Annotated in this window: 15 protein-coding genes; 4 read left to right on the forward strand and 11 right to left on the reverse strand. The window is 61.4% G+C overall.

Translation table 11 applies throughout. The features are described 5' to 3' along the window. Positions 1–4: 4 nt before the first annotated feature. The 6 genes from nqrE to BM059_RS20310 all read right to left on the reverse strand — a co-directional run bounded on the left by nqrE (position 5) and on the right by BM059_RS20310 (position 6,395). Positions 5–613 carry an NADH:ubiquinone reductase (Na(+)-transporting) subunit E gene (gene nqrE / locus BM059_RS20285; protein WP_037000339.1) on the reverse strand — a complete coding sequence of 203 codons (609 nt, stop codon included), beginning with the start codon at positions 611–613 and terminating at the stop codon, positions 5–7. After that, positions 613–1,287: an NADH:ubiquinone reductase (Na(+)-transporting) subunit D gene (locus BM059_RS20290; protein WP_179528178.1), complete on the reverse strand. Its 675-nt coding sequence runs from the start codon at positions 1,285–1,287 to the stop codon at positions 613–615. Before BM059_RS20290 ends, nqrE begins: the two co-directional genes overlap by 1 nt. Further along, complete coding sequence (locus BM059_RS20295) at positions 1,284–2,072, reverse strand: Na(+)-translocating NADH-quinone reductase subunit C (protein WP_074941117.1); 789 nt, start codon at positions 2,070–2,072, stop codon at positions 1,284–1,286. Before BM059_RS20295 ends, BM059_RS20290 begins: the two co-directional genes overlap by 4 nt. After that, on the reverse strand, positions 2,065–3,276 hold the full coding sequence (locus tag BM059_RS20300) for an NADH:ubiquinone reductase (Na(+)-transporting) subunit B (protein ID WP_037000345.1): 1,212 nt from the start codon (positions 3,274–3,276) through the stop codon (positions 2,065–2,067). Before BM059_RS20300 ends, BM059_RS20295 begins: the two co-directional genes overlap by 8 nt. Before the next feature lie 3 nt (positions 3,277–3,279). Next, positions 3,280–4,617, reverse strand: a complete 1,338-nt coding sequence (locus tag BM059_RS20305; protein ID WP_074941118.1) for a Na(+)-translocating NADH-quinone reductase subunit A — start codon at positions 4,615–4,617, stop codon at positions 3,280–3,282. Positions 4,618–4,928: 311 nt separating this feature from the next. After that, positions 4,929–6,395, reverse strand: coding sequence for a glyceraldehyde-3-phosphate dehydrogenase (locus tag BM059_RS20310; protein WP_037000348.1), 1,467 nt, complete (start codon positions 6,393–6,395; stop codon positions 4,929–4,931). A gap of 131 nt (positions 6,396–6,526) precedes the next feature. On the opposite strand from BM059_RS20310, the gene mfd reads away from it, so the two are divergent. Together mfd and BM059_RS20320 are read left to right on the forward strand one after the other, a co-directional pair. Then, positions 6,527–9,964, forward strand: coding sequence for a transcription-repair coupling factor (gene mfd / locus BM059_RS20315; protein WP_074941119.1), 3,438 nt, complete (start codon positions 6,527–6,529; stop codon positions 9,962–9,964). A gap of 11 nt (positions 9,965–9,975) precedes the next feature. Beyond that, the gene (locus BM059_RS20320; protein ID WP_074941120.1) at positions 9,976–10,497 is read left to right on the forward strand and encodes a CsiV family protein; all 522 of its coding nucleotides are present in this window, start codon (positions 9,976–9,978) and stop codon (positions 10,495–10,497) included. A gap of 51 nt (positions 10,498–10,548) precedes the next feature. On the opposite strand, the gene BM059_RS20325 is transcribed toward BM059_RS20320, so the two are convergent. From BM059_RS20325 to BM059_RS20340, 4 genes are read right to left on the reverse strand one after another with little or no spacing between them, the layout of a single operon-like run. Further along, positions 10,549–11,286, reverse strand: a complete 738-nt coding sequence (locus BM059_RS20325; protein ID WP_074941121.1) for an S-methyl-5'-thioinosine phosphorylase — start codon at positions 11,284–11,286, stop codon at positions 10,549–10,551. Positions 11,287–11,295: 9 nt separating this feature from the next. Continuing rightward, on the reverse strand, positions 11,296–12,294 hold the full coding sequence (gene nagZ, locus BM059_RS20330) for a beta-N-acetylhexosaminidase (RefSeq protein WP_074941122.1): 999 nt from the start codon (positions 12,292–12,294) through the stop codon (positions 11,296–11,298). Positions 12,295–12,305: 11 nt separating this feature from the next. Then, a complete protein-coding gene (locus BM059_RS20335) occupies positions 12,306–12,833 on the reverse strand; it encodes a L,D-transpeptidase (protein WP_037000356.1) in 528 nt (175 codons plus the stop codon). 49 nt (positions 12,834–12,882) lie between these two features. Beyond that, entirely contained in the window at positions 12,883–13,590 is a 708-nt protein-coding gene (locus tag BM059_RS20340) for a TetR/AcrR family transcriptional regulator (RefSeq protein ID WP_037000357.1), read from the reverse strand. A 228-nt stretch (positions 13,591–13,818) separates the two neighbouring features. Between BM059_RS20340 and lexA the strand changes: the two genes are divergently transcribed. Together lexA and sulA are read left to right on the forward strand one after the other, a co-directional pair. Then, the gene (gene lexA / locus BM059_RS20345) at positions 13,819–14,433 is read left to right on the forward strand and encodes a transcriptional repressor LexA (RefSeq protein WP_037000359.1); all 615 of its coding nucleotides are present in this window, start codon (positions 13,819–13,821) and stop codon (positions 14,431–14,433) included. A 9-nt stretch (positions 14,434–14,442) separates the two neighbouring features. Continuing rightward, a complete protein-coding gene (sulA, locus tag BM059_RS20350) occupies positions 14,443–14,916 on the forward strand; it encodes an SOS-induced cell division inhibitor SulA (protein ID WP_074941123.1) in 474 nt (157 codons plus the stop codon). Positions 14,917–14,987: 71 nt separating this feature from the next. On the opposite strand, the gene BM059_RS20355 is transcribed toward sulA, so the two are convergent. Next, positions 14,988–15,224: a hypothetical protein gene (locus BM059_RS20355; RefSeq protein ID WP_012018126.1), complete on the reverse strand. Its 237-nt coding sequence runs from the start codon at positions 15,222–15,224 to the stop codon at positions 14,988–14,990. Positions 15,225–15,282 lie beyond the last annotated feature (58 nt).

Raw genomic sequence — 15,282 nt, forward strand, 5'->3', positions numbered from 1 at the left:
TTCCTTACAGCTGCACGCCGGAGAAGGACATGAAGCCCAGCGACATCAGACCGATGGTGATGAAGGTGATGCCCAGACCCTGCAGGCCAGCCGGCACATCGCTGTACTTGAGCTTCTCGCGGATACCCGCCAGCGCGGCGATGGCCAGTGCCCAGGACACACCCGCGCCAATACCGTAAACGGTACTCTCGGCCAGGTTGTAGTCACGCTCGACCATGAACAGCGAGCCACCCATGATGGCGCAGTTCACGGTGATCAGCGGCAGGAACACGCCGAGGGCGTTGTACAGCGAGGGCACGTACTTATCCAGGGTCATTTCCAGGATCTGCACGATGGCCGCGATCACGCCGATGAAGGTCAGCAGGCCGAGGAAGGACAGGTCCACCTCAGGCATGCCAGCCCAAGCCAAGGCGCCATCCTTGAGGATGTTGGCGTAGATCAGGTTGTTCACCGGCATGGTGATACCGAGCACCACGACCACGGCGATACCCAGACCGATGGCGGTTTCCACCTTCTTGGAGATGGCGATGAAGGTACACATGCCGAGGAAGAACGCCAGCGCCATGTTCTCGACGAACACCGCGCGGACGAACAGGCTGATGTAGTGTTCCATTAATAGGCCTCCTTACTGGATACCTGAGGCGCCATCTTGTAAGCATTGGCCTCGATCTGATCCTTCTTCCAGCTACGGATAGCCCAGATGAACAGACCGATCAGGAAGAATGCCGAAGGCGGCAGCAGCAGCATGCCGTTGGGCTGGTACCAGCCACCGTCGTTGACCACGGACAGAATCTCGTAGCCCATCAGCTTGCCCGCGCCGAACAGCTCGCGAATGATGCCCAGGGCGATGAGCATGGCGCTGTAGCCCAGACCGTTACCAATACCGTCGAAAAACGACAGCATCGGTGGGTTCTGCATGGCGAACGCTTCGGCACGGCCCATCACGATGCAGTTGGTGATGATCAGACCGACGAACACCGACAGCTGTTTGGACAGACTGAAGGCATAGGCCTTGAGCACCTGATCGACCACGATCACCAGCGAGGCGATGATCACCATCTGCACGATCATGCGGATCGAGCCCGGAATCTGGCTGCGAATCATCGAAATGAACAGGTTGGAGAACCCAGTCACCAGCGTCAGCGCGGCGGACATCACCAGCGCGGTCTGCAGGTTCGAGGTCACTGCCAGGGCCGAGCAGATCCCGAGGATCTGCAGGCCAATGGGGTTGTTGTTGAAGATCGGGTTGAGCAGGACTTCTTTAATAGTCGGCTGCGACATGATCAAGCCTCCCCTGCACGCAGGTTAGCGATAAACGGACCGAAGCCGTTCTGGCCAAGCCAGAACTTCAGCAGGTTGTCCACACCGACGCTGGTCAGCGTGGCGCCAGCCAGGCCATCGACCTGGTGGGTAGCGTTCGGGCTTTGCGGATCGACACCGCCCTTGACCACCTGTACGGCCAACTTGTCGTTGTCGTCGAACAGGGTCTTGCCCGGCCACTGGCCCTTCCATTTCGGGTTATCCACCTCGCCGCCAAGACCAGGGGTCTCGCCATGCTGGTAGAAGCCCATGCCCACGACAGTGTTCAGATCCCCTTTCACCGCGATAAAGCCGTGCAGGGTCGACCACAGACCATAGCCGCGCACCGGCAGGATCAGGGTTTCGAGTTCGCCATCTTTCTCCACCATATAAACAGTGGTGTAACGCTCCTGACGCTTGATACCGGCGATGTCTTCGCTGCCCTTCAAAGCCTCGGAGGTTTTCGGGTCCTTGGAGGCCTTGAGCGGATCGAAGGTGACCGGGTCGAATGCATCGGAGAAAGTGCCGCTCTCCAGATCCACCAGCTTGGCAGTGATGGTGGTGTCGAACAGTTCCTTGACCTTGGCAGCGGACATGCCGGTCTCACCCAGGCCGGCGATGGCCAGGATGCTGCGCTGCTTGTCCAGCAGACGGTTTTCAACCTGAGTCGGTTTCAGTGCGATGGCTGCGCCGGCAACGAACACCGAGCACACCAGACACACCAGCACCGCCACCGTCAGCGTGCGGACGGTGGATTCTTTTTGACTAGACATTGCGTGCCAGCCTCCGCTTGATATTGGCTTGAACGACGAAGTGGTCGATCAGCGGTGCAAACAGGTTGGCGAACAGGATCGCCAGCATCATGCCCTCGGGGAAGGCCGGGTTGACCACACGGATCAGCACGACCATCACGCCGATCAGGGCGCCGAAGATCCACTTGCCGGTGTTGGTCATGGAGGCCGACACCGGGTCGGTGGCCATGAAGAACATGCCAAAGGCGAAGCCACCAACGACCAGATGCCAGTACCAGGGCATGGCGAACATCGGGTTGGTGGTGGAACCGATCAGGTTGAGCAACAGGCTCAGGCCGATCATGCCCAGCATCACACCGACGACGATGCGCCAGGAGGCAATGCGAGTCAGCAACAGGACCAGGCCGCCGATGGCGATGGCCAGGGTGCTGGTTTCGCCCATCGAACCGTGAATGGTGCCGACGAAGGCGTCCATCCAGGTGATGCCGTTGTTGATCACGTTCTCGATGCCGCCGCTGGCCGCCAGGCTCAGCGAGGTAGCGCCGGCGAAACCGTCGACTGCCGTCCATACCGCGTCACCGGACATCTGTGCCGGATAGGCGAAGAACAGGAAGGCACGGCCAGTCAGCGCAGGGTTGAGGAAGTTCTTGCCGGTACCGCCGAACACTTCCTTGCCGATCACCACGCCGAAGCTGATACCCAGGGCGACCTGCCACAGCGGAATGCTCGGCGGCAGAATCAGGGCGAACAGCACGGAAGTGACGAAGAAACCTTCGTTGACTTCATGCTTGCGGATCGAAGCGAACAGCACTTCCCAGAAGCCGCCGACGATGAAGGTCACCGCGTAGACCGGCAGGAAATAAGCCGCACCCTGGATGAAGTTATCCCACAGGCTGTTCGGATCGAAACCAGCCAGCGAGCCGATCAGGGCGAAACGCCAGCCTTCCTGGCTCGCCAGCAGCTCGGGGCTCTGGGCGAAGATCAGGTTGGCCTGGTAGCCGGTGTTCCACATGCCGAAGAACATGGCCGGGAAGGTGCACAGCCACACGGTGATCATCATGCGCTTGAGGTCGATGCCATCACGCACGTGAGCGGTGGTCTTGGTCACGCTGCCAGGACGATAGAAGAAGGTGTCGATGGCCTCGTAGAGGGCGTACCACTTCTCGTACTTGCCGCCCTTTTCGAAGTTGTGCTCGATCTTGTCGAGGAATGCACGAATGCCCACGGATTAACCCTCCTTTTCGATGCGGGTGAGGTTGTCCCGCAGGATCGGGCCATATTCATACTTGCCGGCGCAGACATAGGTGCACAGCGCCAGATCTTCCTCATCGAGCTCCAGGCAACCCAGTTTCTGGGCCATCTCGGTGTCGCCGACGATCAGGTAACGCAACAGTTGCGTCGGCAGGATATCCAGCGGCATCACGGCTTCGTAGTTACCGACCGGCACCATGGCGCGCGGGCTGCCATTGGTGGTGGTGGTGAAGTTGAACAGCTTGGCGCCGGCCAGCTTGGAAACGAAAACGTTCAGTACCGAGTGCTTGTTAACGCCGGCACGCAGGTAATGCATCATCTCGCGATCATTACCCTCGCCCAGGCAAGACACCTGATTGTGGTAGCGGCCGAGGAAAGCGAATGCGCCCTGAGCGGTGCGCCCACCAAATACCGAGCCAGAAATCACACGATTGAAACCAGGCTTGAGCTCACCGGCGGTGAGTTCTTCCAGGCTGGCACCGAGACGGGTGCGCAGCAGGCGTGGCTGCTCGGCAACCGGACCGCCTAGCGCAACCACGCGCTCGACGAACAGCTGACCAGTGGTGAACAGTTTGCCCACTGCGATCACGTCCTGATAGCCGATCTGCCATACGCTTTTGCCGATGCTGACCGGATCGAGGAAGTGAATATGAGTACCCGGCAGGCCTGCCGGGTGCGGGCCTGCGAAGGCTTCGCTGTGGACCTTGGCCAGTTTCTCGCCAGGCAGATTGGCGCCATCGGCCTTGCACAGGAAAATCTTGGCCAGGTTGCCGAGAACCTTGAGGCCGTTTTCAAAATCAGCGGCATGTTCGCCGATGACCACTGCAGGATCAGCGGCAAGCGGATGCGTATCGACGGCAGTAACGAAGATCGAGCTGGCTACGGCGTCCAGCGCCGGCACCTTGCTGAACGGACGCGTACGCAGCGCAGTCCAGAGGCCTGACTGCTGCAGATTCTCACGAACCTGCTCGTCGCTCAGCGCGTCGAGTTGGTCGACCGAGTACTGGGCGAAGGTTTCCTGGTCGTCGCCATCGATATCGATGACCACGGACTGCAGAACACGCTTCTCGCCACGGTGAATGGCGCTGATCACGCCGGCAGCGGGGGCGGTATAGCGCACGCCGGGTGTTTTCTTGTCGGTAAACAGTAACTGACCGAGCTTGACCCGATCACCGACCTGCACTTCCATCGTCGGCTTCATCCCGTGATAGTCGAAGCCGATGACAGCGACACTACGTACGGGCCTGGCGGCCTCGATACGCTGTGTCGGCGCACCCGTTATGGGCAAATCAAGCCCATGCTTTAGTTTGATCATAGGTTTGCCTAACCACTGATTTAGAAAGCTTCTTATAGGACAGGCGGCGCTACCGAAGGTCTAATAGACCCGACCACACCGATACGATACGGGCGTGGAGGAAGGCGCCAAACCTGGGTAAAAAATCCGCTTGATTATAAAGACCCCCCCCGGCACTGACCACCCAAGCACTTGCTTTTTTTGGCTTTTCGGTAACAGGCCGCAACAAACTCGATGCTGATCCATATCAACTCGCGCCCCTCCACCGGGCCAGTTTGCGCGCATAAAAAAACGGGAGCCGAAGCTCCCGTTTTTTCTTGCAGCCCTGACGCTTAGCGCGGGAATGCCGGCGGGTTGACCCCAGCCATATCTTCCATCACGCGCACCACCTGGCAGCTGTAACCGAACTCGTTGTCGTACCAGACGTACAGCACGACGCGGTTATCGTTGGCGATAGTGGCTTCGGCATCGACCACACCGGCGTGGCGCGAACCGACGAAGTCGGTCGAAACCACTTCCTGCGAGCTGACGAAGTCGATCTGCTTCTGCAGGTCCGAGTGCATGGCCATCTGGCGCAGGTACTCGTTGATCTCTTCGCGCGTGGTGGCCTTTTCCAGGTTCAGATTGAGGATGGCCATGGACACGTTCGGCGTCGGCACACGGATGGCATTGCCGGTCAGCTTGCCCTTGAGCACTGGCAGCGCCTTGGCTGCAGCGGTAGCGGCGCCGGTTTCGGTGATGACCATGTTCAGCGCGGCACTACGACCACGACGACTGCCTTTATGGAAGTTGTCGATCAGGTTCTGGTCGTTGGTGTACGAGTGAACGGTCTCGACGTGGCCGTTGACGATGCCGTACTGATCATTGACCGCCTTGAGCACCGGCACGATGGCGTTGGTGGTGCAGGACGCAGCGGAGATGATCTTGTCCTCAGCGGTGATTTCGCTGTGGTTGATGCCGTGCACGATGTTCTTCAGCGCGCCCTTGCCAGGTGCGGTGAGCACGACGCGGTCGACACCCGGGCAGGCCAGGTGCTGGCCCAGACCCTCGGCGTCACGCCATACGCCGGTGTTGTCCACCAACAGTGCGTTCTTGATGCCGTACTGGGTGTAATCGACTTCCTTCGGGTCCTTGGCGTAGATCACCTGGATCAGGTTGCCGTTGGCCGTCAGGGTGTTGTTCTCTTCATCGATGGTGATGGTGCCGTTGAACTTGCCGTGCACCGAGTCACGACGCAGCAAGCTGGCACGCTTGACCAGATCGTTGCTCGCGCCCTTGCGCACGACGATGGCGCGCAGACGCAGGCCGTCACCGCCGCCGGTCTTCTCGATCAGGATGCGCGCCAGCAGGCGGCCGATACGGCCGAAACCGTAAAGGACCACGTCAGTGCCTTCACGGCCAGAGCCGTTCTGCTTGCCGACCACATCGGCCAGCTCGTCCTTGACGAACTGCTCGACGCCACGGCCAGCGCCTTCGGCCTTGAACTTGGCAACCAGCTTGCCCAGGTCCACGGAAGCGGCGCCCAGCTTGAGCTCGCTCATGGCCTTGAGCATGGGGAAGGTGTCATGCACCGACAGCTCAGCTTCTTCAGCCAGGCGGTGACGGGCAAAACGGTGAGCCTTGAGGATGTCGATGACCGAACGGTTGATCAGGCCACGGCCGTAGATCGAGGTCACCACGTTGTTGTTGCGATAGAGCTGACCAATCAGCGGAATCATCGCTTCCGCGAGGGCTTCACGATCGATCCATTCACCGAGACACTGGTCGGGCTTCTGAGTCACGGGCAGTACCTTCCACATGTAGGGGCTGAAAAAAGGGGCTACATTATGACGGCGAGCGAGAGCATGAGCAATGCGCGCCTGTCGCGACTGACATTGACCAGCAAGCCCCGCTACAATTCCGGGCCTTTCGTCATGATCGTGAGCCGCCCGTGTCCGTACTGCGTCTTCCGTCCCTGCCGGCCAGCGCCGGCAAACAGCAATGGGGCAACCTCCCCGGTGCCGCCCTCTCCCTGGCGATAGCCGAGGCCGCCAGCAATGCCGGGCGCTTCACCCTGGTACTGACCGAGGGTAGCCAGAGCGCCGAGCGCCTGCAGGAAGAACTGGCATTCTTCGCCCCGGATCTGCCCGTGCTGCATTTCCCTGACTGGGAAACCCTGCCCTACGACGTTTTCTCGCCACACCAGGACATCATTTCCCAGCGCATCGCCGCCCTGTATCGTCTGCCGCAACTGAGTCGCGGCATTCTCGTAGTGCCCATCGCCACCGCCCTACACCGCCTGGCGCCGAAGACCTTCCTGCTCGGCAGCAGCCTGGTGATGGATGTCGGCCAGAAGCTGGATGTGGAGCAAATGCGCACGCGCCTGGAAGCCGCCGGCTACCGCTGCGTCGATACGGTCTACGAACATGGCGAGTTCGCCGTGCGTGGCGCGCTGATCGATCTCTATCCGATGGGTAGCGAAACGCCCTACCGCATCGACCTGTTCGATGACGAGATCGAGACCCTGCGCACCTTCGACCCGGAAACCCAGCGTTCGGTGGACAAGGTCGAGTCGATCCGCCTGCTGCCGGCGCGCGAGTTTCCGCTGGAGAAGAAGGCCGTCACCGATTTTCGCGGGCGTTTCCGCGAACGCTTCGACGTGGATTTTCGTCGCTGCCCGATCTATCAAGACCTTTCCACCGGCATCACCCCGGCCGGCATCGAGTACTACCTGCCGCTGTTCTTCGAAGAGACCGGCACCCTGTTCGACTACCTGCCGGGCGATACCCAGGTGTTCTCCCTGCCCGGCATCGAGAAGGCCGCCGAGCAGTTCTGGCTGGATGCGCGCAACCGCTACGAGGACCGCCGCGTCGACCCAGAGCGGCCATTGCTGCCACCGGCAGACATCTTCCTGCCGGTAGAAGACTGCTTCGCGCGCCTGAAGAACTGGCCGCGCGTGGTGGTCAACCAGGACGACATCGAGCCCGGCGTCGGCCAGACCCGCTTCGACGCACGCGCCCTGCCCGACCTGGCGATTCAGGCCAAGGCCGGTGAGCCGCTGGCGGCACTGCGCCGCTTCATCGAGGAGTACCAGGGCCGTGTGCTGTTCTGCGCCGAATCGGCCGGGCGCCGCGAAGTGCTGCTGGAACTGTTAGCGCGCCTCAAGCTCAAGCCCAAGGAAGTCGACGGCTGGCCGGCCTTCGTCGCCAGCACCGAGCGCCTGAACATCTGCATCGCACCATTGGACGAAGGGCTACTGCTCGACGACCTGGCGCTGATCGCCGAAAGCCCGCTGTTCGGCCAACGGGTAATGCAGCGTCGCCGCCGCGAAAAGGGCCGCGAAGGCGGCGACAACGTGATCAAGAACCTCACCGAGCTGCGCGAAGGCGCACCGGTGGTGCACATCGATCACGGCGTCGGTCGCTACCTGGGTCTGGTCACCATGGAATTCGACGGCCAGGCCGCCGAATTTCTCGCCCTGCAATACGCTGACGAAGCCAAGCTGTACGTGCCCGTAGCCAGCCTGCACCTGATCGCCCGCTACACCGGCAGCGATGACGCCCTGGCACCGCTGCACCGCCTCGGCTCGGAGGTCTGGCAGAAGGCCAAGCGCAAGGCCGCCGAACAGGTACGCGACGTCGCCGCCGAACTGCTCGATATCTACGCTCGCCGCGCCGCCCGCGAGGGCTTCGCCTTCCAGGACCCAGCCCTGGACTACGCCACCTTCAGCGCTGGCTTTCCCTTCGAGGAAACGCCGGACCAACAGTCAGCCATCGACGCCGTGCGCGCCGACATGCTGGCCGGCAAGCCGATGGACCGCCTGGTCTGCGGCGACGTCGGCTTCGGCAAGACCGAAGTGGCCATGCGTGCCGCCTTCATTGCCGTGCACAGCGGCAAGCAGGTTGCCGTGCTGGTGCCCACCACCCTGCTCGCCCAGCAGCACTACAACAGCTTCCGCGACCGCTTCGCCGACTGGCCGGTAAAAGTCGAGGTGATGAGTCGCTTCAAGAGCGCCAAGGAAGTCGACGAGGCCGTGCAGCAACTGGCCGAAGGCAAGGTGGATATCGTCATCGGCACGCACAAGCTACTGCAGGATGACGTCAAGTTCCAAAACCTGGGCCTGGCCATCATCGACGAGGAACACCGCTTCGGTGTACGCCAGAAGGAACAACTCAAGGCCCTGCGCAGCGAGGTGGACATTCTCACCCTGACTGCCACGCCGATCCCACGCACCCTGAACATGGCCGTGGCCGGCATGCGCGACCTGTCGATCATCGCTACCCCGCCAGCACGACGCCTGTCAGTGCGTACCTTCGTCATGGAGGCCAACAAGCCGACCATCAAGGAAGCGCTGCTGCGCGAGCTGCTGCGCGGTGGCCAGGTGTACTACCTGCACAATGATGTGAAGACCATCGAGAAGTGCGCGGCCGATCTGGCCGAACTGGTGCCCGAGGCCCGCATCGGCATCGGCCACGGGCAGATGCGCGAGCGCGATCTCGAGCAGGTGATGAGCGACTTCTACCACAAGCGCTTCAACGTCCTGGTGGCCTCCACCATCATCGAGACCGGCATCGACGTACCGAGCGCCAACACCATCATCATCGACCGTGCCGACAAGTTCGGCCTGGCTCAGTTGCACCAGCTACGCGGCCGTGTCGGTCGCAGTCACCACCAGGCCTACGCCTACCTGCTGACCCCACCACGCAAGCAGATGACCCCAGATGCCGAGAAGCGCCTGGAAGCCATCGCCAACGCTCAGGACCTCGGTGCCGGCTTCGTCCTGGCCACCCATGATCTGGAAATCCGTGGTGCCGGCGAGCTGCTCGGTGACGGCCAGAGCGGGCAGATCCAGGCCGTCGGTTTCACCCTGTACATGGAAATGCTGGAGCGCGCGGTCAAGGCCATCCAGAAAGGTGAGCAACCCAACCTCGACCAGCCACTGGGCGGCGGCCCGGAAATCAACCTGCGCGTGCCGGCACTGATCCCCGAGGACTATTTACCTGATGTACACAGCCGCCTGATCCTCTACAAGCGCATCGCCAACGCCAGCGACGAAGATGGCCTGAAGGAGCTGCAGGTGGAGATGATCGACCGCTTCGGCCTGTTGCCAGAGCCGACCAAGAACCTGATGCGCCTGACCCTGCTCAAGCTGCAGGCCGACAAACTCGGCATCACCAAGGTCGACGCCGGCCCGCAAGGCGGGCGCATCGAGTTCGCCGCAGAAACCTGCGTCGACCCACTGACCCTGATCAAGCTGATCCAGGCCCATCCGAAACGCTACAAGTTCGAAGGCGCCACCATGTTCAAGATCCAGGTACCGATGGAGCGCGCGGAAGAACGCTTCAACACCCTGGAAGCCCTGTTAGAGCGCCTCGCGCCCACCACCTGAAGGATTCTCAAATGCGCCCATTGCACCTGATCGCCCTGCTGCTCTGTCTGCTCGCACCGAACGCCTTCGCCGAACGCCTCTACCAGGTGGAGTTGCTGGTGTTCCGCCAGGCCGGTGACGCGGTGATCGCACCGAAAATCGCCCCCGACGATTGGGCTGGCACTGCACTGCCGATCGCCGGCAGCGAGCGCCCCACCAACCTCGACAGCGAAGCGGCCAAGCTCAATCCAGGCAATGGTTACCAAGTCCTGCTGCACAAGGCCTGGAGCCAGACGCTGAGCACATCGCCGAGCCGCGTCGCGGTCAACAGTGGCGAGGCGCACCTCGGTCACTACCCGGTCGAAGGTACCCTCACCTTCACCCAGGATCGCTTCGCCGATCTGGACCTGGAACTATGGATCAACCGCTTCAGCGCCGATGGCCTGCTGGAAAGCAGCGAGCACATGAAAGTCGCCCAGCGCCTGAAGGACAACAGCCTGACCTACCTCGATCACGGCAGCCTCGGCGCGCTGGTGCGCATCAGCCCGCTGTGAACGGGTAACGAAAAGGGCCGCTAAGCGGCCCTTCTTATTTGCCAAGAGAAACTAGTCACTCAGCACGCGCGCCAATACTGCCTTGATCGTGCCCATGCCCTGCTCCAGCACCCGCTCGATTTCAGCCATGGTGATCAGGCCACTGGTTTTGCCCGCCGCCGGATTCACCACCAAGGCCAAACAGGCATAAGGCAACGCCAGCTCGCGCGCCAACGCCGCCTCGGGCATTGCGGTCATGCCGACCAGATCGCAGCCGTCGCGCTCCATCCGCACGATTTCCGCCGCCGTTTCCAGGCGCGGCCCCTGTGTGCAGCCGTACACGCCATGACCGCTGAAGGCGGCGCCTTCGGCACGCAGTGCGCCAATCAGGCGCTCACGCAAGGCGTCGTCATAGGGGTGACTGAAATCCACGTGCGTCACATGATCCAGCTCACCCTCAAAGAAGGTATGCGCACGACCGGCGGTGTAGTCGATGAGCTGATGCGGCACGCAGAAATGACCGGCGCCCATTGCCGCATGAATGCCACCCACGGCATTGACCGCAACAATCTCGCGCGCCCCTGCATGCTTCAGCGCCCACAGATTGGCGCGGTAGTTGATCTGATGCGGGGCAATCCGATGCGGTTGGCCATGGCGCGCCAGAAACAACACCTCGCGCCCGCCGTACTCGCCTCGCAGGATATCGGCCGAGGGTGCACCGTAGGGCGTATCCAGTGTCAGCACCTGACGAATCACCAGGCCTTCGAGCTGCGTCAGGCCAGTGCCACCGATGATTGCATAAACGGTCATGTTGAACCCTCAATCGAGCAGATGCGCCGCTCTTAGCGCTGCGGTGGCCGCCGACCAACGTGGCGCATGGTGATAATCGGTACAGGCATGACCACGCCCGCGCATGCGCTGCAGACGCTCGGCCGGCTTGACCTGCAAACGTTGCAGCGTGCTCAGGGCCAGCTCGGCGGAGCCACGATCATTGCACACCAAACCCATGTCGCAGCCCGCAGTGAGCGCCGCTTCGATACGCTTGCCGGCATCGCCGACCACGTGCGCACCAGCCATGGACAGGTCATCACTGAAGATCACACCATCGAAGCCCAGCTCGCCACGCAGGATGTCCTGCAGCCAGCGACGGGAGAATCCCGCCGGCTGCTCATCGACCTGCGAATAGATGACGTGCGCCGGCATTACCGCGTCGAGCTCGCCAGCAAGGCGCTTGAACGGCTGCATATCGCAGGCGCGGATATCATCGAGGCTGCGCTCGTCGACCGGGATGGCCACGTGAGAATCTGCCTCAGCCCAACCATGCCCAGGGAAGTGCTTGCCGGTCGCGGCCATACCCGCCTGATGCATGCCACGAATGAAAGCGGCAGCCAGCGTGGTCGCGCGCTGCGGATCACCCTCGAAGGCGCGACTGCCGACCACCGCACTGCGCTGGTGATCGAGGTCGAGCACCGGGGCGAAGCTGAGATCCAAACCAACCGCCAGCACCTCGGTCGCCATCAGCCAGCCGCAATGCTCGGCCAGTACCTCGGCGTTATCGTTATCGGCAATCGCGCGCATCGCCGGCAAACGCACAAAGCCCTGACGTAGGCGCTGCACGCGGCCACCTTCCTGGTCCACGGCCAACAGCAGGTCCGGGCGCACGGCACGAATGCTCTGAGACAACTCGCGCACCTGGCGCGGCGATTCGATGTTGCGAGCGAAAATGATCAGGCCGCCCACCTCGGGCTGACGCAGCATCTGGCGGTCCTCGGCGGTCAGCCAGGTGCCAGCGATATCCATCATCAAAGAGCCTTGCATAAACCTATTCCTTACGTGAAATCTTGGCCTGCGCCCCACTGCGGGCAGGATGCTTCGTCGATGCGCACCCTGCAGTGCAGCGGCACGCGATCGAAAAGCGCCAGCATGTCGGCGTTACGCAAACGGATGCAGCCATGGGACAACGGCTCACCCATGGGTTCCGTGTCCGGGGTGCCATGCAGATAGATGTAGCGACGGAAGGTATCGACCTCGCCCAGGCGATTGCGCCCCGGCTCGAGACCGCTCAACCAAAGAATGCGAGTAAGAATCCAGTCACGGCCGGGAAACTGCTGATGCAGCTGCGGCGACCACACTTCACCTGTCCAGCGACGACCGCGCAGCACGGCTGCCAAAGGCAAACCGGCGCCGATCTTCGCGCGTACCTGATGCAGCCCGCGCGGCGTACAGCCAGAGCCATTGCGCTCGCCGACGCCGTTGCGTGCGGTAGAGACGGACAAACGCACCGTCAGTTGCCCGGCACTGAAGCCATAGAGCATCTGATCGGCAATGGAGATGTGGAGTAAATCGAGATCGGGCATGGGCCGCTAGCTTAGCCGAAGGGCGAAGCCACGCCCACCGCCTGCCGGGTCAAACCTTAGGGGCGGCGCTTGGCGTCTTGGTTCGCGGCTTGAGTTGCGCGCCGGCCAGTGCCGGATCGTTGACCCCGGTTTCCGAGCGCATTCCGGCGGCGAGGAATGGCACCATCATGCGCATCACCTGCTCGATCGAGGTGTTGACGCCGAAATCGGTCTCGGCCATCGCCCGCAGGGCCTTGATGCCGGACATGCTGAACGCCGCAGCGCCAAGCATGAAGTGCACACGCCAGAACAGTTCAAGCGGCGGAATACGCGGCGCAGCTTCGTGCACCAGCAGCATGTAACGGCGAAATACCTTGCCGTAGACCTCTTCCAGATATTTGCGCAGGTGCCCCTGGCTCTGGCTGAAGGCCAGACCGAGCAGACGCATGAAGATGGACAGGTCGTTACCGCTACGGGGTTTCACTGCCAGGGCCTGCTCGACCAGAAGCTCGAGCAGCTCCTCCAGGGAAACCTGGGTTTCGGACTTGGCCTGGCGACGATCGAGTTCTTTTTCCAGGCTGGCGCAGAATGGCCCGAGGAAACGCGAGAAGACTGCCTGGATCAGCGCCTTCTTCGAACCGAAGTGATAGTTGACGGCAGCCAGGTTGACCCCGGCCTTGCTGGTGATAAGGCGCAGCGACGTTTCGGCAAAGCCTTTTTCCGCGAACAGCTGCTCCGCAGCATCGAGAATGCGTTCAACGGTTTCCGACTGAGCCATGAGTTATCACCTGACAAACACTTGTTTGAAACATACGTTTCAGCCTACTGAATTGTCAAGCCGCATGAGCCGTCTTTTGGCCGGCCGGTCACAGCTTACAACAAGCAAAGACGCAGATTACTCGGCATGGGTAACAAGCCGAACGGCACGCACCTGAAAAATGGTCGTTGCCAAGCCTTACTTACTGTATATAATCCCAGTCACTGTATAAAAAGACAGAGCCCAGCCATGTTGAAACTGACGCCACGCCAAGCCGAGATTCTCGCCTTCATCAAACGCTGCCTGGAAGACAACGGCTACCCACCCACCCGCGCGGAAATCGCTCAGGAGCTGGGGTTCAAATCGCCCAACGCAGCAGAAGAACATCTCAAGGCCCTTGCACGCAAGGGTGCTATCGAAATGACCCCTGGCGCTTCACGAGGTATCCGTATTCCCGGTTTCGAAGCAGGCGCCGCGAACGAGGATGAAGGCCTCCCGGTCATCGGTCGTGTCGCCGCCGGCGCACCGATCCTCGCCCAGCAACATATCGAGGAATCCTGCCAGATCAACCCGGCATTCTTTCAGCCCAAAGCCGACTACCTGCTGCGTGTAAGCGGCATGAGCATGAAGGACATCGGCATCTTCGATGGCGATCTGTTGGCCGTACATACGACGCGCGAAGCGCGCAACGGCCAGATTGTCGTCGCCCGCATCGACGATGAAGTGACGGTTAAGCGCTTCAAGCGCGAAGGCAACAAGGTCTGGCTGATTGCCGAGAATCCTGAATTCGCACCGATCGAAGTGGACCTGGAGCACCAGGATCTGGTTATCGAAGGTTTGAGCGTCGGTGTAATCCGCCGCTGAGGAGACACCATGTACGTGCAGCAGTCGTTCGAGCGCCCACAACTTCCCCTTTTCGACGCGTTCCTTGGCCGAACGCCGAGTAAGCCACTGGTCGTGACCGATGACATCTCTCGCAGCGAGGATGATCAGGCGTTCAGCGAATTGGCTCTACGTGGCGCCGCCGGCCACTGCCTACACTTGCTGGCGCCGATTCTGCGCGAACTGAGCCAGAATCAGGATGCACGCTGGCTGACTCTGGTAGCACCACCGGCCAGCCTCACGCAAAGCTGGCTGCGTGATGCCGGGCTGAACCGTGAACGCATTCTGCTGCTGCACCCGCGACAAGGACAAAGCGCTTTGGAACTGGCTGAAGAAGCACTCAAACTGGGGCGCAGCCACACCGTTATCAGTTGGTTACACCCGGTCGAGTGCAGCACTCGTCAACGTCTTGCACAGGCTGCCAATGCGGGTAGCGCACAGAGCTTGAACATCAGCCTGGGCTGACCTGTTCACAGCGCACCGCAAACGAAAACGGGGCTCCATTGGAGCCCCGTTTTCGTTGATCCGTAGCGACTTCAGTGCAGGACACGCGGCCCCTCTTCTTCGCTACTGAAATCTCCTTCGGCCATTCGGCCGGCCATCTGCACCCCGACGTTGAGCATGGCCTTGGCCACTTCAATGTGCTGCCCCTGCAGGAAAGCCTTGGCGTCAGCGGAGAAATCCAGGGTCACCAGCGCCTCTTCATCCTCTGCACGACGCAGGGCAATACGCCCATCGGGCAATTCGACGATTTCCAGAAAGGATGTAGGCATGGCTCAGTCTCTGTGCAAAAACACGACATTGTAACAGCCAGCCGGGGTCATCCCCAGC

It is taken from the genome of Ectopseudomonas composti (assembly GCF_900115475.1).
Taxonomy (GTDB): Bacteria; Pseudomonadota; Gammaproteobacteria; order Pseudomonadales; family Pseudomonadaceae; genus Aquipseudomonas; species Aquipseudomonas composti.

Coding starts and splice junctions, on each gene's coding strand:
- BM059_RS20295 (WP_074941117.1), bottom strand. CDS start 2,072: ATGTCTAGTCAAAAAGAATCCACCGTCCGCACGCTGACGGTGGCGGTG.
- BM059_RS20335 (WP_037000356.1), bottom strand. CDS start 12,833: ATGCCCGATCTCGATTTACTCCACATCTCCATTGCCGATCAGATGCTC.
- nqrE (WP_037000339.1), bottom strand. CDS start 613: ATGGAACACTACATCAGCCTGTTCGTCCGCGCGGTGTTCGTCGAGAAC.
- sulA (WP_074941123.1), top strand. CDS start 14,443: ATGTACGTGCAGCAGTCGTTCGAGCGCCCACAACTTCCCCTTTTCGAC.
- BM059_RS20355 (WP_012018126.1), bottom strand. CDS start 15,224: ATGCCTACATCCTTTCTGGAAATCGTCGAATTGCCCGATGGGCGTATT.
- BM059_RS20325 (WP_074941121.1), bottom strand. CDS start 11,286: ATGACCGTTTATGCAATCATCGGTGGCACTGGCCTGACGCAGCTCGAA.
- nagZ (WP_074941122.1), bottom strand. CDS start 12,294: ATGCAAGGCTCTTTGATGATGGATATCGCTGGCACCTGGCTGACCGCC.
- BM059_RS20340 (WP_037000357.1), bottom strand. CDS start 13,590: ATGGCTCAGTCGGAAACCGTTGAACGCATTCTCGATGCTGCGGAGCAG.
- BM059_RS20310 (WP_037000348.1), bottom strand. CDS start 6,395: ATGTGGAAGGTACTGCCCGTGACTCAGAAGCCCGACCAGTGTCTCGGT.
- BM059_RS20305 (WP_074941118.1), bottom strand. CDS start 4,617: ATGATCAAACTAAAGCATGGGCTTGATTTGCCCATAACGGGTGCGCCG.
- lexA (WP_037000359.1), top strand. CDS start 13,819: ATGTTGAAACTGACGCCACGCCAAGCCGAGATTCTCGCCTTCATCAAA.
- BM059_RS20320 (WP_074941120.1), top strand. CDS start 9,976: ATGCGCCCATTGCACCTGATCGCCCTGCTGCTCTGTCTGCTCGCACCG.